Genomic DNA, 16,004 nt, shown 5'->3' on the forward strand with positions numbered 1-16,004 from the left:
TTTATGCCCTCTGGAGTGGTCAGGGGGCTTTTCCATATTAGATAGAGACGGGGGAAAGAAGGGTGGACTTCACTATGTTTATAGCACTCCTGGGCGTGGTCAGTACGATTAGCGGCTTGCTGATTGGTTGGATCGGACGCACCAAGGCTTACAAGGATGAGGTTATCCAAGAAGCAACTCAAGACGCATCATTGCATACGGATGTTTCTTACATCAAACGCGGAATTGACGACCTTCGGGTTGATCTTAGATTACAGAATCAACAGCTTGCTGGGGTAACAGAACGACTTACGAGGGTAGAAGAATCATCAAAACAAGCTCATAAACGCCTTGATAAAATCGAAGCAAGATAAGGGGGAATGTAATTATGACAAAGAAATGGTGGCAAGCAGCAGGCGTCCGGGCGATTAAAACAGGAGCACAAGTGGCGATTGGTGTTATCGGCGCAACCACTGTATTTACAGAAGTAGATTGGCGTGTAGTGGGCGGGACAGTCGTATTATCAATAGTCACAAGTTTGCTTACAAGCTTGGCAGGATTGCCGGAAGTAAGTAAAGGAGATGGTGCAGATGTTTAAAGTATGGATCGATGCAGGCCATGGTGGTAAGGACCCAGGAGCAGTTGCGAACGGAATACAGGAAAAGAATGTCGCGCTGGGATTGTCTCTTGATATCAAAAAGAGGTTGGAAGCCGAATATGAAGGTGTTCAGGTATTGTTATCCCGTTCCACAGACGTATTCTTGGAATTGCGTGATAGGACATCAAAGGCGAACGCTGCTGGCGCTGATATCTTGATATCCATCCATTGCAACGCTGGCGGGGGCAAGGGCGGCTTCGAGACGTTCAGGTATACATCTGCATCCCAAAACAGCATCAAGCTTCAGGACGCATTACACAAGGCGATCATGGGCAAGGTGGGAGGAATCGACCGAGGACAGAAGGCGCAGAACTTGCACATGGTACGTGAATCCAAGATGCCTGCTGTATTGACGGAAAATCTGTTTGTTGATGTTGCTGTGGATGCCGATCGTCTCAAGAAGGCAAGTGTGATCGATGCAATCATTGATGGTCATGTTTTCGGAATCGCTTCATACCTGGGATTGGCAGCAAAGAAAACGGACACGGCAAAACCAGAGGATGGGGTCACGGCAATCGTTAATGGTGAACGTATTGAGGGTGCAGTTTTAAAGGATGGTACGGTTCTGATTCCGTTACGTGCTGCTGGCGACAACATCAAAGGCGCCAAGATAGATTGGGATCAGAAGACAAAGACGGCAACGCTGAATACACCACAATAATCCTATGCGTTTGAAAATACAAAAGGTTCTGCCGGCTTAATTGCTGGCAGAACCTTTTTTGCGTTATTTGACTCTTGCGTACATGCCGGCATATAACGGCCATCCTTCGGCGGTCATTGTCGTCTGAATCTGATCGATCATCACTCTCTCATATGACCCGTCACCGTTACGTACCTCAATATGTCGGTTGTTATCCAGAGGTAATTCAGACCCATCCTCCAGGAGCAGTCCAACGAACTCTCCGTCTACAATCAGCGTACCGGTTGTATATCCGTCTATTACGTTGATTGTGTTTTTAATACTATTCGTCAGATGATCCATTATTAGCAACTCCTTTTATTTGGCGGGGATTTGGTTGATTCCTGTCTAATATCCAAGTGTTTCCGATCTGTACGCAGAGCACTTTCTTTTCTCGGCATAAACGCTTTACATGATCGGGTGATTTATATCCCCATATTTCTGCAGCTTCTTGAGTGCCCATGATGTGTTTTAAAGGATCGTTCAACTTAAACCTCCAACGCCCGGTAACGGGTTTATATATGGATCATACCACGCCCGCTATCGGGCTGTCAATAGAATTATACCAAGCGCTTGGTAATACAAAAGGCCCTATCAGCACTTAGCTGGTAGGGCCTTATTTTTATTTGAACAACTTTTTGATTACCTTGAAAATATCAAACGAAGTCTTGCGGTACACCTTGTTATAGATAGCTCGTTTCGGATTCCGGAGCCATCCATAACCACGTGGCATTTTGAGTCCGGACCGATGTATGATTTGACGTTTGATGCTGGTCCTGGCTGATATCCGCTTTTTAAGCGATGGCTTCCGGAATCCGAATTTCATAATGAACCTCCTATTATTTCAGTTCAAGCTTAACGGAGTATTCTTCACGTTTTGCATCCATGGAGAACCCGTCGCCTTCGGTAACGTACCATTTTACTTTGACCCATTTAACGTCTGCTGCATGGCCACGTTCCAGGAACCAAATGACATTACCTTCTTTAATAACGCCTTCTTCGATTTCTCCACCCAGGTCATCGGAGACAAACAGATCAGCCTGTAACTGTTCGCCAGTAGATGTAATCAACTCAGCTTGGTCCGGGTATGTAGTCCAAAGCTTATCAGTGGTGTTCTCGATCTTGAATTTGATTCCAACTGCTGAAGCTGTAAGGTTACTTTCGTCATAATCTTTAGGGGCTTGATCGGTAACGACTACTTTCTCGATGCTTGATTTTACACCGTTGAAGTCGTCTGACCACGTTGCATTATCGTAATACGTCCAGATATCGTCAGGAGCCGGAGCTTCTTCTTTTGCTTCTTCCACAACCGGTTCAGCTGCTGGTTCTTCAGCCTTAGTCGTTTCTGCTGCTGGAGCAGCCGTTTCTTCTACCTTAGCTTGTGCTGGGTTTTCGTCCTTAATTGCTGTCTTGTCTGATCCACAGGCTGTAAGTGCTGCTGTAAGCATGAGTGCAGAGAGTAGTAATAAAGCTTTCTTCAAGGTGATTCCTCCAATATATGTATGATATAAAACTAGTCTATCAGACCTAGGAAAATGTTTCTATATCTAATTCCATAATTTCCTGATATTTCAGTTGCTTAAAGAACACGTGTTCGCATATAATACAAACAAACGTACGTTCTTATCAATTGGAGGAATATTCTATGGGTAAAAAACTTGAGGGTAACGGAATCTTTGAAAGTTCACGTATGATCTTGCCCGAACACCGCGAAGCAATGTTGCGTCATCAAAGGGAACAACAACGTAGAGGTAAACCCATTATGGATGAGCAAGCTATCGAAGAAATCGTTCGTGCTTTAGCTGAATCTTTCCACGAAAAAACGCAAGTCGATCTGGTAGTCTTCAGCCCGTTTGACGACGAACATTACAGTGGGGTTGTAATTGGTATTAATCAGCAAAGTGGTAGAGTCAACCTGTTGTTAGAAGATGGAAAAAAGGAAATTACGATTGCGGAAATAATCTCTGCAAACCTCTAAATTTGTATGTTTTTGGCTATGTAATTGCCACTTCTTCCAGTATAATTAAAGTATAACTTTAATTGATCTGAGAAGGGGAAATGCACCATGTGGGAGCCAACGAGGTTCTTACTTTTTTCAACACTTGAGACAATGACCGCTTTCGCTCTAATGCTTGCTATCTTTAGAATAAAGGTCAGAAAATACATATGGCCTGGATTATTTATGAGTCTACTCATAAACTTTCAAAGTTATTTGATGCGTGAAGAGGCTTCTATGTCCGCCTTGGCTCCTGCACTAAGCACTATCCTTTTTATACTACTTATCACTACTGTGGTAAAAGTTCCTGTAATGTGGTCTTCGATAATCGCTATCGTAGGTACATTCAGTTACACCGTAGTACAAACTGTTATTCTATTTTCATTCTTTAGAGGCGTAGATACCTCAACATTAGCTACTTCTGTTGAAGGGTCTGCTCTCCAAGTAGCAACGAGTGTTGTGGCAATAGGGGTAACGTATTGCCTATTGAAATTCAAAATTGGATTTACAGCCGACTTCGAAAAATTCAGATTTAAATGGGAACATATCGGAGTGGCCGCGTTTATTGTTTTTTCATTGTTGGCTTCCACGGTCATGTTTTATCTAGATAATATGTTGCTGGTGATCGCTCATATGGCTTTGGCTGTTGGGTTGTTTCTTTACTATGCTATACGGAAAGAGAGAGATGAATATTGATAGAGGCTGCCGCTTGGCGGATCGCCAAACATATTAAGGCTGTTGTCCCGAACCACCCAGCTCCAATTGAGAATTTGAACCACTCGCTTATTATTTCAATAAACTTCTTTACCGTAATAGGACTAGCTGTACTCGGCGCATTATTTACTGGTCACGGAAAAGATGCGGCTGTAATGTTGTTGGCCTTTGCTGTGTTACGACAACTTACTGGTGGTTTGCATCTGGAATCAAGTACGTGGTGTGCGGTCGCCACTGCCGGCACGGCAACATTGTTGTCCTTGGTGACGTTAGATCAATTAACTACAACTGTATTAACCGTAATCGGTCTGGTATGTGTGATGGTTTTTGCCCCAGCAGGAATTGAGGATCAAACTATAATACCTGAGCGATATTATCCGATATTAAAAGTAGTGGGGATGTTTATAATTGCTTCTAATTTCTGGGTAGGATCTTCGTTCGCAGCCATCGCTTACTTCGCTCAAGGAATTATGCTTGCAGCATATGTATTATTTAAAGGGGGTGAAAAACTAAAATGAAAACTAAAATCTACTCTGCTGTAGCAACCGCACTTTCTGCTTTGGCTGTGATCTCTGTAATGCCAGCAAGCTTGGCGTGGGTATCCAATCCGAAACCCCCAAAAAATTTGCTTAATAAATAGGAGTGGTGAAATGTTATCAGTAACAACCAGCCAGGACGGTGGGAAAATTGAAGACATCCATATCGAGAACATATTCTATATGGCATGGGAGGGAACGATTGATCGTTCAATCATTTATTCCACCGAAGGCACCTATTATCTACCAGGACCAGTGAAGTACTGGTTGAATGCGATCAACAACATGGGGTATAAATTTCTTCACGTAGACAGAGCGACTATTATTAACACGGAAAATGTAGTCTCCGTGAACTCAATATATAAAGAAGCTTACTTTGAAAATGAAATCACCAAACACTCAGTACGTTGCGAAATAGTTAACCATAGGTATAAAACATTTATGGAAGAACTCACAGTGATGAATCCGAGGGTTGTGTTGACATAAGGGCCGCTAACGCGGTTCTTTTTTTACGACAAATGCAGGTGAAACGTGTCGAATATTGTTGAATCGTGGGACAAACTCAGAGATACCAATTATGGTTTACAAGAGGCTAATAATGGGATTTAATAGAGGTAGGGGGAGTGAGAATAACTGGATTTATAGATAGGTTATTGGAGAATCTTTACCTAGGGTAAACTTTCTACCGGGGAGGGGCTTGCGCCTCCGCCGTTCGCCTAGTCGTCCCATTCATGCAATTCCTCCATAGTACACCGGAGTATTCTTGCTGCATGGGCTGCATTTTGATACGAGAAGTACTTCTTTCCAGAAATAACCTGAGATATGAACCCTTCAGTCAGGTTCAGTTCTCTAGCAAGATCAGTCTGTTTGATCTTACGTTTGGCTAAGAGGTACGGCAAACGGCTTCTCCCCGGTACAGGGTTCATCCATTCACACCTCATATGCCTAAATTATTCCACTTGCTATTATAGGCGCTTAAATGACGAATGTACAATGGGCCACTTAAAATGTTTATTAACTGCTCCATATTGTAAAAATAGGGATTATAAATTAAAATGGGAACATAAGTTCTTGTCTCGGACAACAAAGAGAAGGGGTGCGAAGTATGTATGTGTTAAACATAACTGCGGTTGATGAGAATAAAATTAGTCTGGCAGAGGCAAGGGATAGAAAAGGAATGACAATTGCGGAAGCTTCAAGCGCATTAAACATAAGTGCGGAGGAATTGGTTACATACGAACGAGACTCATCTGATATGGGATTTAAATTGGCAACTAAGTTGGGGGAGTTATACGGCCTTCCTCTACATAAAATGGACTTCTCAGAGTAGTTCTATGATATTTCGCATAAAAAAAGCAGGGAGTCTATCCTGCTTTTTTTCTTGAGTATTTTCCCCACTTATCCCCCACAAAGTGAGTGATACAGATTGATACATCATGAAACACAATGACACATCAAAAATGAAACAAACCGTTGGTGCTACAGTAAAAATGAGACAATATGACACAAATTGAAACCGATTGCAACAGCCTATTGATTATCGGTCCGATAAAGAAGTTTGATGTGCGAATGAACTCTCATCATGTTCACATAAACGACAAAATCCAGTATGATGTTATAAGTAAATACCGATTGACAGATAGGAAAACCGCAGTTTGAAATATTTGTTAATTTTAAAATGAAAATGTTTACAAAAAGAGAATAGGTGCACTTTGGCACTTATATGCACTCTGGAATGGTTCCTGATTTCGCTTATTAAAGGAGAGATGTAATATGACAGCTACCAAAGGTCTGGAAGGCATCGTTGCAACAACCTCTTCGATCAGTTCTATTGTAGACGGTGTGCTCACATACCGTGGTTACGATATCGACGATTTGGCTGAACATGCCAGCTTTGAAGAAGTTGCCTATTTGTTGTGGTTTGGTAAATTGCCAACAACGGATGAACTGAAATCCCTTCGTAAAAGCCTGAGCGATTACGCGCCGATTCCGAGCGAGTTGATTGCACAAATCCAATTGTATCCGAAAAACGTCAGCACCATGGCAGCACTTCGTTCCGCTGTCTCTGCACTTGCACTGTACGACGAGCAAGCGGATGAGATGACAACGGAAGCGAATGAGAACAAAGCGGTTAAGTTGCAAGCACAGTTGCCAACGATTGTGGCAGCCATCGCCCGTATCCGTCAGGGTAAAGAACCTGTGGCTCCAAAAGAAGGCGCTTCCATCGCAGAGAACTTTTTATATATGATGACTGGTGAAGAACCATCCGAGACCGCAGTGAAAGCATTGGATCAAGCCCTTGTCCTGCATGCGGATCACGAGTTAAACGCTTCGACATTTGCAGCCCGTGTAACGGTTGCGACGCTGTCGGACATCTATTCTGGTGTAACTTCCGCCATTGGCGCACTGAAGGGACCACTGCATGGCGGTGCTAACGAAGCCGTTATGAAAATGTTGAATGAGATTGGTACGCCTGATCGACTTGAAGCGGCAATTCAGGAAAAACTGAATAATCGTGAAAAAATCATGGGCTTTGGACATCGGGTGTACAAAAACGGTGATCCACGTGCCAAACATCTACAGAAGATGTCCAAGGAACTTGGCGAGATGAACAATGATACGCGCCTGTATGATATGTCTGTGAAGATCGAGGAACTGGTAACAGGACAAAAAGGACTGAAGCCTAACGTAGACTTCTATTCTGCTTCTGTATATACCCAACTGGAGATCGAACAGGAATTGTTCACTCCAATCTTTGCGATCAGCCGGGTGTCTGGATGGACTGCGCATATTTTGGAACAGCTTGCGGACAATCGCATCATTCGTCCACGTGCGGAGTACACTGGCCCTACAGAACAGAAATACGTTTCTATTGAACTTCGCTAATAGCCGCAAAAACGGTATAATAATATAGACGGGGTGAAGGGTTGGAAAGCAGAGGCTTTACTGGCTTAGGCTCTCAGGACCCTTCTCTCAACAAGACTAGTGGTATGATGAATACTGCATATACGAAACCTAGGAGGAATTTTAACTATGAAATTAGAAAAATTTGCTCACCCAACTGAAGGCGAAAAAATCCAAATTGATAATGGTACACTTCAAGTACCTAGTAATCCAATCATTCCATTTATCGAAGGTGACGGTACAGGCCGTGATATCTGGAAAGCTTCCAAACGTGTATTGGATGCAGCTGTTGAAAAAGCTTATGATGGCAACAAAAAAATCGCATGGTATGAAGTGTTTGCTGGACAAAAAGCATTCGATACATACGGTGAGTGGTTGCCGAATGATACACTGGAAGCCATTCGTGAGTATATCGTAGCGATCAAAGGACCATTGACTACGCCAATCGGTGGCGGTATTCGTTCCCTGAACGTAGCCCTGCGTCAAGAGCTTGACCTGTACACATGCTTGCGTCCTGTTCGTTATTTCGACGGTGTACCTTCTCCGGTTAAACGTCCTGAGTTGGTAGACATGGTCATTTTCCGTGAGAACACAGAAGATATCTATGCAGGAATCGAGTATGCTGAAGGTTCTGAAGAAGTGAAAAAAGTGATCCAGTTCCTGCAACAGGAGATGGGTGCTAACAAAATCCGTTTCCCTGAGACTTCCGGTATTGGTATCAAACCAGTTTCTTCCGAAGGTTCGAAACGTCTGGTACGTGCAGCAGTGCAGTACGCAATTGACCATAACCGTAAGACGGTTACATTGGTACACAAAGGTAATATCATGAAATTCACAGAAGGTGCCTTCAAAAACTGGGGATATGAAGTGGCTGAAGAAGAGTTCGCTGACAAAGTATTCACATGGGCACAATACGACATCATCAAAGAAAACGAAGGTACAGATGCAGCGAATGCAGCACAAAAAGCTGCTGAAGATGCTGGTAAAATCATTGTAAAAGATGCGATTGCCGATATCGCTCTGCAACAAGTATTGACTCGTCCAGGCGAATTTGATGTTATCGCAACATTGAACCTGAACGGTGACTATCTGTCCGATGCACTTGCAGCGCAAGTTGGCGGAATTGGTATCGCTCCTGGAGCAAACATCAACTACGTAACAGGACATGCTATCTTCGAAGCAACTCACGGTACTGCACCTAAATACGCGGACAAAGATGTCGTGAACCCTGGTTCCGTTATTCTGTCCGGAGTAATGTTGCTTGAGCACTTGGGATGGCAAGAAGCAGCTAACCTGATCTACAAAGGTATGGAAACATCCATTAACAATAAAACAGTAACGTATGACTTTGCACGTCTGATGGACGGCGCTACTGAAGTGAAATGTTCTGAATTCGCGGATCAAATCATTAAAAACCTGTAAGGGGAGATGTGAATCTTGACTATTCAGCGCAAAAAAATCACAGTAGTCGGCGCCGGTTTTACCGGTGCTACGACCGCATTAATGCTTGCCCAAAAAGAACTCGGGGATGTTGTGCTGGTTGATATTCCTCAACTGGAGAACCCGACGAAGGGGAAAGCACTCGATATGATGGAAGCAAGTCCTGTTCAAGGATTTGACAGTCATATCGTCGGTACTTCCAACTACGAAGATACTGCAGGTTCTGAGATTGTAATCATCACCGCTGGCATCGCCCGTAAACCGGGTATGAGCCGCGACGATCTGGTCAATACGAATGCGGGTATCGTGAAGTCCGTTTGTGAAAATGTGAAAAAATATTGCCCTGATTCCATCGTCATTATTCTAAGCAACCCGGTGGATGCGATGACTTATGCAGCTTATCAGACCCTTGGTTTTCCTAAAAACCGTGTTATCGGTCAGTCAGGTGTTCTGGATACAGCACGTTATTGTACCTTCATTGCGCAAGAGCTGAATGTATCTGTTGAAGATGTTCGTGGTTTCGTTCTTGGCGGCCACGGAGACGACATGGTGCCCCTCGTTCGTTATTCGAGCGTAGGTGGTATTCCGATTGACACGCTGATTCCGGCAGACCGCATTGAGGCCATTGTTCAACGCACACGTGTTGGCGGAGGCGAGATTGTGAATTTGCTGGGTAACGGCAGTGCCTATTACGCACCAGCAGCTTCGCTTGTTCAGATGACCGAAGCCATTTTGAAGGACAAGAAACGTATCATTCCAGTGATCGCTTATCTTGAAGGTGAATATGGCTATAATGATCTGTTCCTCGGTGTACCAACCATTTTGGGTGGTAATGGCATTGAGAAAATATTCGAACTTGACCTGACAGCGGAAGAAAAAGCAGGATTGGACAAATCTGCTGATTCGGTTCGCAACGTCATTTCGGTAGTAAACCTGTAAGTTTGAAAACTTTTTGAACAGAAGCTAAAAGAAAACCTCCGGTAAACCCGGAGGTTTTCTTTTCTTTGGATAAGTTCCCCAGTATAATGGGATGTGATGTATAGCACACCGAAAATGTTGAGGAGGATGAAAATTTTGACAATGATTATGTATCTGCTCCATATTGTTGGAGCACTGGCGATGGGATTCTATTTGATTCTGCCATTTGTGGTCGGTAAAATCCGTACTTTGAATGCCGCAGCACAAGAGGGAGCCTTTGCATCACTTCGTTCTTTGAACAAAGTCGCGCAGTATGGACTTGTAATCCAACTTCTTACTGGTGGTTACCTGATGACCAAAGGTGAGTATTCTCATGTCTGGATGGCTGTTGTTGTTGTTCTGCTCTTGGCTATTGCGGCTATTGGAGGAATTATGGGTAAACCGCTGCGACTCGCTGCTGAAGGTGTGAAAAACAAGCGTGATGTGGGTCCTGAGCAAAGCAAGATCCGTATGTTCAGTACACTTCTGGCTGTATTCTTGCTAATCATGGTGTACCTGATGGTGAATAATCAGGTGATCTAAGTGCGTTGTGGACGGTTAATCCATCCTACGAAGATGTATTGTTAGTTGTTGGTTAAGCGTTTGCAGACGTAATTAGGACAAGCCAGATGATATGTAAGATGGTGTTCCGTTGAAACAAATAAAAAATAGACAGCCTCATTGGCTGTCTATTTTTTTATTACCGAGATGAGATCAGCGGTCCTCGGTGTATTTGAACTGGAACTAGAGGGATCACTACCCTTCATAACAGCATGCATACTCCATCAGACACTGTCTACATTGGTTAGGTTGTACTCACAGTATACGCACGCACTGCATTTCGACCGTTGCGCTTGGATTCGTACAAGGCAGTATCAGCGTCGCGTAACAAGGACTCCAGCGAATCTGACCCTCCATTGTACTGGGCAATACCAAAGCTTGAGGTCAGTGTAATAGGCACTCCCTTAACATCCAGGGGGTCATTCAATAAGGCAACTCTCAGTTGTTCGGCAAGTTTCTCGGCTTCTTGAAGCGAGGTATTCGGAAGGGCGATGACAAACTCTTCTCCTCCATAACGGGCAAACAACATCTCAGGACTTAAATATCGATTACAAACAGAGACCACATGAATGATGGCCTGATCGCCAACATCATGCCCGTAAGTATCGTTGATGCGTTTAAAGTAATCAATATCAAATAAAATAAATGAAACAGGTTGTAGATTAAGCTGAGCTTCACTCAAAATCTCCCGTCCTCTATGCAAAAATTGAGTGCGGTTATAGATTTTGGTCAAACCATCGAAATAAGCCAGTTGTTTCAGCTGTTCTTGCAAGAAGCGTTGTTCCGTTATATCGATTAACATAATTAGACTGCCCACAGTCTGTGCATCCTTGTTATACACGTAAGATGTCCTGACCTGATAACAGACGGTCTCTCCATTTAACTGCCAGTAAAGATCGGTTTGCAATCCTTCTCTTCCGTATTCAACGGGAAACGTCTTTCCAGCAAGATTAAGCCAGATATCATCCAAGGGTTGGCCAATCATAGTTGTATCAAGCTCTGGTAACATGTCACGCAGAGATCGGTTGTAATCGACCAGTCGATTGAAACTATCCAGTACAATAACACCTTCACGCATGCTCTCGAAAATACTGTCTTTGGCGATGGGTACGATGGTCAGTAGACGTGAGGATAGAATCGCCCAGATATACATAGCAGACGTGATACACATGAGTACGGGTACGGGGTCCATCCCGCCGGGGGTCACACCAAGCAAATACAGAAAAGCTGCGACCATAGGAATAATCTGTGAAGTAATGAGAGTGAGTAATTGACGACGATACATCTTCTTGGTATGTCTCCATTGTCCGATCAGAATGAGGCAGGCACATAACAGACAGGAAAAGGTGAATGCACCGTGTACAACATACCATTGACCCACTGCGATATCCATCAGAGGAACGGGACTATCTTCTCTCAGCCATACTTTTTTATAAAATAGATGATGAAAGTCATTGGTTGCAACCATAGCTAGTGTAATGGAAGGGATTACAAACAATGAGGCAGTTACCTTTTTGGATAACGTTTTTCCTGTGTACTTTATCATCAACATGAGGCCAAGAGATGCGGAGAAGGGCATGCCTATATACTCTACGGTGGTCCAAAACTTCATCTGTTCCAGCGTGTTGCTGGCCAACTCAATTGCATAACCAAAAGTGTATATGGAGAGTGCTGCTGTGTAGAGAATGAATATTTTGGAACTGGGGATCTCGGATCTTCTGAAATAGGTATATAAACACAAAAAGACATTCAGCACGGCTGAAGTAGCTACGAGTGTTATATATGTATTAATATGCGATTCCATTGTCAGGTCTCCATGTTAGGTTAGAATGATTAAAACAATAAAAATGAGAGTTAAAGCACATCAGTATACTGTACATTGTACATCAGCCCAAGCAGCATAGGAATACACTTTGTATCATGAAACAGTCTAATTTCGAATAAATTTCGAATTTTGGCAAAACAGGCATTAAAGCAAATAGGTTGTTTGATATCCAAAGAGAGTGGTAAATAACGATTAGAGACAGCACGCTGAGGCTTGAGTTGCTGTTGATCACAGAAGAATAATCTGGACTGTTACTGCCATCCTACAGAATGAGACTTTTTTCAGAGAACGAAAGACAAGGAAGTGTGCAGTTATGTCCATGTCTTCTGTAATCCAAATATGTTCACATTTTGAGAGGAGAATGTTAGATGTCAACTACACCGCAAAATCAAAAAACAATGCCAGCACAGCATCAAGATCAACGCCCCGGAATCGAATCAGAGATGCATCCCAGACCGGAATTTGAGAAGCCTGAATACAAGGCAGCAGGTAAACTGACGGGTAAGGTGGCGCTTATTACAGGGGGTGACAGCGGAATTGGACGTGCTGTTGCTGTTACGTATGCCAAGGAAGGCGCGGATGTCGCCATTGTATACCTGAACGAGCACGAAGATGCCGAGGAAACGAAGCGTCAGGTTGAACAAGAAGGGCGCAAGTGCATCTTGATTGCAGGTGATATTGGTGATGATGCCTTTGCGAAGAAGTCGGTTCAGCAGACAGTGAATGAACTGGGCAAACTGGACATTGTCGTGAATAACGCAGCAGAGCAGCATCCACAGCAGAATCTGGAGGATATTACGCCAGAACAGCTGGAGCGTACATTCCGTACCAATATCTTCGGCATGTTCTATGTGACACAAGCAGCCCTTCCACATCTGAAGCAGGGCAGTACGATAATTAATACAACCTCCATCACAGCCTATCGCGGCAGCCCGACCCTGCTTGACTATTCGTCTACCAAAGGAGCAATCACTTCGTTCACTCGTTCGCTGTCGATGAATGTGATTGAGAAGGGAATTCGTGTTAATGCCGTTGCACCAGGGCCGATCTGGACACCACTCATTCCATCCACATTTGATGAGAAAAAAGTAAGTGAGTTCGGCGCAACGCAGCCAATGAAGCGGCCAGGACAACCGGATGAACTGGCTCCCGCCTATGTATATCTAGCTTCAGATGATTCTTCGTATGTGAGCGGACAGGTGATGCATGTAAATGGCGGCGAAGTGGTGAACGGATAATACGTAAAGAACGTTTAGACTCAGGATAGGATTGATGATATAGAGAGGCGCATCGCTTTCAGCATGGCTGAGCGGTGCGCCTTTTTGATATCAGGTGAATATGTATGTCAAAGATGCGGTTTAGCACCTGTTTACAAAAGTCGGCATCTCTGTTGATACAACTATGATATTTTATTATTAGCCTTGTCTGACTGCAGTCGAATAGCGTATTGCACAGTGCTGACTGAAAAGATTGGGAGTCCCCTATTCTGTGATATGATAGATTGAGCAATTATACTCGGAGGGACAAGTCATATGAAAATGAGCAAACAGAATGCAGCACATTATATATGGGGTGCACAGTGCGATGGTTGGCACCTTGTTCAAAACGAAAAATTGAGCATCATTCATGAGAGAATGCCCGCAGGAACGGCTGAAATACGACATGTTCATTCAGTAAGCCGTCAGTTTTTTTTCATCCTCAGCGGTGAAGCGTGTATGGAACTTAATGGAGAGACGTTTGTTCTGGAAACCCATGAAGGAATAGAGATTGCACCCGGAATGCCGCATCAGATGATGAATCGGAGCAACGAGGAAGTGGAGTTTCTCGTAATTTCCAATCCAGGTACCCGTGGGGACCGAATTGAACTGGATTCAATGTAGAGCAATTCATAAGATATTAATCTGATCATAAAGGAAGAGATAGATGAGACCGTTCCGAATTCGCCTTGCCATCATTATGATGGTGCTAATCGGCGTATCCGTCATTGTGGCTGGATATACGATGGGCAGAGTGTTTAAGACTACGCATATAGCCGCATTGGAGCAAACCATGGTGCGCGAGATTAATTTGCTCAAAGCAACTTTTCCATTCCATGATGCAAGTGATCCAACCTCGGAAGCCACACGAAAGTATTATTCAGATCGGGCGTTGGAACTGGATCGTCTGACGGATTCCCGGGTAACCTTCATCAATAAAGACGGCATGGTCATTGGGGATTCCGAGAGTGATCCGGCATCCATGGATAATCACTTGAACCGTGAGGAGATTAAGGGTGCCGTCGGAGATGGATACGGCCAATCCATACGTTACAGTGAGACATTGGGACAAGACATGCTGTATGTAGCACTACCTGTGAATTCGGATCAAAGTGACATGATTGAAATCCCTAGCGGCAAATTTGATGGCTACATTCGTCTATCCATGAGTCTACAGGCTGTGGATCAAGGGCTTCAGCGTGGTTGGATGATTATGTTTGCTGCACTTGGACTATTGTTCCTAATTGTCGCGTTTGTCAGTTATCGGGTTGCACGCGGATTAACCTCCCCGATTGAGCATATTACAAAAGTGGCCCATCGGATCACCAAACTGGAATACGATGCCAGAGTTGATGTAACGCGTAGAGATGAGATCGGACAACTGGGGCTTGCCATAAACGGAATGGCAGACAGCTTGCAGTCACAGCTGAAGACGATTCGTGACAATGAAGCGTTGTTACAGAGTGTCCTCGCGAACATGACCGGAGGAATTGTCATGATCGACGCAGGGCAATCCATTGCACTGGTCAATCGGGAAGCGGAGCGTATGCTTGGTATTCAGGCAGGAAAGGTTACGAGTAAGCCTTATACTGAATTGAAAAGACACTACGAATTAACACGTACCATCGAAGAGAGTGTTGCACTGAAAGAACGGATGCATGAAGAAGTGAGTGTGTTCAACCCGGAGGAAAAACTGATCCGTATTGATGGAGTACCGATGTCTGAAGATGATGGTGGGTATCGGGGCATGTTGTTCCTGTTGCAGGACGTGACAGCGATTCGCCGATTGGAGTCAATGCGCAGTGAGTTTGTTGCAAATGTCTCTCATGAGCTCAAGACACCAGTTGCTGCAGTCAAAGGGTTTGCCGAAACGCTGCTTAGCGGCGGGGTACAGGATAAGGAGACAGAGAGATCATTCCTGAAAATCATCTATGATGAAGGAGATCGACTTAACCGATTAATCGGGGATATTCTGGAGTTATCCAAAATTGAATCGAAACGCGCACCGTTGCAATGCTCACCTGTCCATGTACACTCTTTCTTCGAAATGGTGCTGGGCACCTTGTCCAAGGTGGCGGAGAAAAAGCAGATTCGTCTGGAAATGCATGTTCCGGAGGAACTGTACATTGAAGCAGATGAGGATAAGATGAAGCAGATATTCATCAATCTGTTATCGAACGGCATCAACTATACCCCCGATGGTGGACGAGTGAAGTTACAGGTGACGATGGATAACGATGATGAAGTCATCTTTGCGGTTTCAGATACAGGAATTGGCATACCGAAAAAAGATTTGCCGCGAATCTTCGAACGGTTCTATCGCGTTGATAAAGGCAGATCCCGTAATTCAGGAGGCACAGGCCTTGGACTTTCCATCGTTAAACATCTGGTGGAACTGCATCATGGCAAATTGTCTGTAGAGAGTGAACTGGGCATGGGGACAACGTTCCGTGTGATCCTTCCATTCATTCAAGACGAAGAGATGTAGGCGTCTGGTAT

Annotated in this window: 21 protein-coding genes; 15 read left to right on the forward strand and 6 right to left on the reverse strand. The window is 44.1% G+C overall.

The features are described from left to right. The first annotated feature begins 74 nt into the window (after positions 1 to 74). The 3 genes from MHB43_RS10435 to MHB43_RS10445 are packed head-to-tail and all read left to right on the forward strand — an operon-like array spanning position 75 to position 1,298. A complete protein-coding gene (locus MHB43_RS10435) occupies positions 75 to 353 on the forward strand; it encodes a hypothetical protein (protein WP_256721179.1) in 279 nt (92 codons plus the stop codon). 14 nt (positions 354 to 367) lie between these two features. Continuing rightward, positions 368 to 577 carry a holin gene (locus MHB43_RS10440; protein WP_405131914.1) on the forward strand — a complete coding sequence of 70 codons (210 nt, stop codon included), beginning with the start codon at positions 368 to 370 and terminating at the stop codon, positions 575 to 577. After that, the gene (locus MHB43_RS10445) at positions 570 to 1,298 is read left to right on the forward strand and encodes an N-acetylmuramoyl-L-alanine amidase (RefSeq protein WP_405131915.1); all 729 of its coding nucleotides are present in this window, start codon (positions 570 to 572) and stop codon (positions 1,296 to 1,298) included. The genes MHB43_RS10440 and MHB43_RS10445 overlap by 8 nt, the downstream gene beginning before the upstream one ends. 63 nt (positions 1,299 to 1,361) lie before the next feature. Here MHB43_RS10445 and MHB43_RS10450 read toward each other — a convergent pair whose 3' ends face one another. From MHB43_RS10450 to MHB43_RS10465, 4 genes are all read right to left on the reverse strand, one after another. Beyond that, entirely contained in the window at positions 1,362 to 1,619 is a 258-nt protein-coding gene (locus MHB43_RS10450; protein WP_405131916.1) for a hypothetical protein, read from the reverse strand. Beyond that, positions 1,600 to 1,803, reverse strand: a complete 204-nt coding sequence (locus tag MHB43_RS10455) for a hypothetical protein (RefSeq protein WP_405131917.1) — start codon at positions 1,801 to 1,803, stop codon at positions 1,600 to 1,602. The genes MHB43_RS10450 and MHB43_RS10455 overlap by 20 nt, the downstream gene beginning before the upstream one ends. Before the next feature lie 135 nt (positions 1,804 to 1,938). Next, a complete protein-coding gene (locus MHB43_RS10460; RefSeq protein WP_405131918.1) occupies positions 1,939 to 2,142 on the reverse strand; it encodes a hypothetical protein in 204 nt (67 codons plus the stop codon). A gap of 13 nt (positions 2,143 to 2,155) precedes the next feature. Then, the gene (locus MHB43_RS10465) at positions 2,156 to 2,797 is read right to left on the reverse strand and encodes a hypothetical protein (RefSeq protein WP_405131919.1); all 642 of its coding nucleotides are present in this window, start codon (positions 2,795 to 2,797) and stop codon (positions 2,156 to 2,158) included. A gap of 164 nt (positions 2,798 to 2,961) precedes the next feature. On the opposite strand from MHB43_RS10465, the gene MHB43_RS10470 reads away from it, so the two are divergent. The 4 genes from MHB43_RS10470 to MHB43_RS10485 all read left to right on the forward strand — a co-directional run bounded on the left by MHB43_RS10470 (position 2,962) and on the right by MHB43_RS10485 (position 5,048). Continuing rightward, the gene (locus tag MHB43_RS10470) at positions 2,962 to 3,294 is read left to right on the forward strand and encodes a YolD-like family protein (RefSeq protein ID WP_405131920.1); all 333 of its coding nucleotides are present in this window, start codon (positions 2,962 to 2,964) and stop codon (positions 3,292 to 3,294) included. Between the two features lie 87 nt (positions 3,295 to 3,381). Beyond that, positions 3,382 to 4,008: a hypothetical protein gene (locus MHB43_RS10475; RefSeq protein WP_405131921.1), complete on the forward strand. Its 627-nt coding sequence runs from the start codon at positions 3,382 to 3,384 to the stop codon at positions 4,006 to 4,008. After that, positions 4,005 to 4,544, forward strand: coding sequence for an accessory gene regulator B family protein (locus tag MHB43_RS10480; protein ID WP_405131922.1), 540 nt, complete (start codon positions 4,005 to 4,007; stop codon positions 4,542 to 4,544). The genes MHB43_RS10475 and MHB43_RS10480 overlap by 4 nt, the downstream gene beginning before the upstream one ends. 132 nt (positions 4,545 to 4,676) lie before the next feature. Further along, positions 4,677 to 5,048 carry a hypothetical protein gene (locus MHB43_RS10485; protein ID WP_405131923.1) on the forward strand — a complete coding sequence of 124 codons (372 nt, stop codon included), beginning with the start codon at positions 4,677 to 4,679 and terminating at the stop codon, positions 5,046 to 5,048. Positions 5,049 to 5,278: 230 nt separating this feature from the next. Here MHB43_RS10485 and MHB43_RS10490 read toward each other — a convergent pair whose 3' ends face one another. Further along, the gene (locus tag MHB43_RS10490; RefSeq protein ID WP_405131924.1) at positions 5,279 to 5,503 is read right to left on the reverse strand and encodes a helix-turn-helix domain-containing protein; all 225 of its coding nucleotides are present in this window, start codon (positions 5,501 to 5,503) and stop codon (positions 5,279 to 5,281) included. A gap of 164 nt (positions 5,504 to 5,667) precedes the next feature. Here MHB43_RS10490 and MHB43_RS10495 point away from each other — a divergent pair, with 164 nt between their 5' ends. From MHB43_RS10495 to MHB43_RS10515, 5 genes are all read left to right on the forward strand, one after another. Then, a complete protein-coding gene (locus tag MHB43_RS10495) occupies positions 5,668 to 5,892 on the forward strand; it encodes a helix-turn-helix domain-containing protein (RefSeq protein WP_405131925.1) in 225 nt (74 codons plus the stop codon). A 443-nt stretch (positions 5,893 to 6,335) separates the two neighbouring features. Further along, complete coding sequence (gene citZ, locus MHB43_RS10500; RefSeq protein WP_017689488.1) at positions 6,336 to 7,448, forward strand: citrate synthase; 1,113 nt, start codon at positions 6,336 to 6,338, stop codon at positions 7,446 to 7,448. A gap of 147 nt (positions 7,449 to 7,595) precedes the next feature. Next, positions 7,596 to 8,888, forward strand: a complete 1,293-nt coding sequence (gene icd, locus MHB43_RS10505; RefSeq protein ID WP_036609828.1) for an NADP-dependent isocitrate dehydrogenase — start codon at positions 7,596 to 7,598, stop codon at positions 8,886 to 8,888. A gap of 15 nt (positions 8,889 to 8,903) precedes the next feature. Continuing rightward, entirely contained in the window at positions 8,904 to 9,845 is a 942-nt protein-coding gene (gene mdh, locus MHB43_RS10510; protein ID WP_076318370.1) for a malate dehydrogenase, read from the forward strand. Between the two features lie 135 nt (positions 9,846 to 9,980). Next, positions 9,981 to 10,406 (forward strand): hypothetical protein, encoded by a 426-nt coding sequence (locus MHB43_RS10515; protein WP_017689485.1) that lies wholly within the window; start codon positions 9,981 to 9,983, stop codon positions 10,404 to 10,406. Between the two features lie 262 nt (positions 10,407 to 10,668). Here the strand turns inward: MHB43_RS10515 and MHB43_RS10520 are convergent, their stop codons facing one another. Further along, positions 10,669 to 12,228 (reverse strand): histidine kinase N-terminal 7TM domain-containing protein, encoded by a 1,560-nt coding sequence (locus MHB43_RS10520; protein ID WP_339183669.1) that lies wholly within the window; start codon positions 12,226 to 12,228, stop codon positions 10,669 to 10,671. Between the two features lie 389 nt (positions 12,229 to 12,617). Between MHB43_RS10520 and MHB43_RS10525 the strand changes: the two genes are divergently transcribed. From MHB43_RS10525 to pnpS, 3 genes are all read left to right on the forward strand, one after another. Further along, on the forward strand, positions 12,618 to 13,487 hold the full coding sequence (locus tag MHB43_RS10525; protein WP_405131926.1) for an SDR family oxidoreductase: 870 nt from the start codon (positions 12,618 to 12,620) through the stop codon (positions 13,485 to 13,487). 294 nt (positions 13,488 to 13,781) lie between these two features. After that, positions 13,782 to 14,129: a cupin domain-containing protein gene (locus MHB43_RS10530; protein ID WP_339183674.1), complete on the forward strand. Its 348-nt coding sequence runs from the start codon at positions 13,782 to 13,784 to the stop codon at positions 14,127 to 14,129. Between the two features lie 43 nt (positions 14,130 to 14,172). Further along, positions 14,173 to 15,993 carry a two-component system histidine kinase PnpS gene (gene pnpS, locus MHB43_RS10535; RefSeq protein ID WP_405131927.1) on the forward strand — a complete coding sequence of 607 codons (1,821 nt, stop codon included), beginning with the start codon at positions 14,173 to 14,175 and terminating at the stop codon, positions 15,991 to 15,993. Positions 15,994 to 16,004: the final 11 nt, after the last annotated feature.

Source organism: Paenibacillus sp. FSL H8-0317, from assembly GCF_045040685.1.
Lineage (GTDB): Bacteria > Bacillota > Bacilli > Paenibacillales > Paenibacillaceae > Paenibacillus.

Coding starts and splice junctions, on each gene's coding strand:
- MHB43_RS10520 (WP_339183669.1), bottom strand. CDS start 12,228: ATGGAATCGCATATTAATACATATATAACACTCGTAGCTACTTCAGCC.
- MHB43_RS10475 (WP_405131921.1), top strand. CDS start 3,382: ATGTGGGAGCCAACGAGGTTCTTACTTTTTTCAACACTTGAGACAATG.
- MHB43_RS10445 (WP_405131915.1), top strand. CDS start 570: ATGTTTAAAGTATGGATCGATGCAGGCCATGGTGGTAAGGACCCAGGA.
- icd (WP_036609828.1), top strand. CDS start 7,596: ATGAAATTAGAAAAATTTGCTCACCCAACTGAAGGCGAAAAAATCCAA.
- MHB43_RS10495 (WP_405131925.1), top strand. CDS start 5,668: ATGTATGTGTTAAACATAACTGCGGTTGATGAGAATAAAATTAGTCTG.
- citZ (WP_017689488.1), top strand. CDS start 6,336: ATGACAGCTACCAAAGGTCTGGAAGGCATCGTTGCAACAACCTCTTCG.
- MHB43_RS10460 (WP_405131918.1), bottom strand. CDS start 2,142: ATGAAATTCGGATTCCGGAAGCCATCGCTTAAAAAGCGGATATCAGCC.
- MHB43_RS10435 (WP_256721179.1), top strand. CDS start 75: ATGTTTATAGCACTCCTGGGCGTGGTCAGTACGATTAGCGGCTTGCTG.
- MHB43_RS10450 (WP_405131916.1), bottom strand. CDS start 1,619: ATGGATCATCTGACGAATAGTATTAAAAACACAATCAACGTAATAGAC.
- MHB43_RS10530 (WP_339183674.1), top strand. CDS start 13,782: ATGAAAATGAGCAAACAGAATGCAGCACATTATATATGGGGTGCACAG.
- MHB43_RS10485 (WP_405131923.1), top strand. CDS start 4,677: ATGTTATCAGTAACAACCAGCCAGGACGGTGGGAAAATTGAAGACATC.
- MHB43_RS10490 (WP_405131924.1), bottom strand. CDS start 5,503: ATGAGGTGTGAATGGATGAACCCTGTACCGGGGAGAAGCCGTTTGCCG.
- MHB43_RS10440 (WP_405131914.1), top strand. CDS start 368: ATGACAAAGAAATGGTGGCAAGCAGCAGGCGTCCGGGCGATTAAAACA.
- MHB43_RS10470 (WP_405131920.1), top strand. CDS start 2,962: ATGGGTAAAAAACTTGAGGGTAACGGAATCTTTGAAAGTTCACGTATG.
- pnpS (WP_405131927.1), top strand. CDS start 14,173: ATGAGACCGTTCCGAATTCGCCTTGCCATCATTATGATGGTGCTAATC.
- MHB43_RS10525 (WP_405131926.1), top strand. CDS start 12,618: ATGTCAACTACACCGCAAAATCAAAAAACAATGCCAGCACAGCATCAA.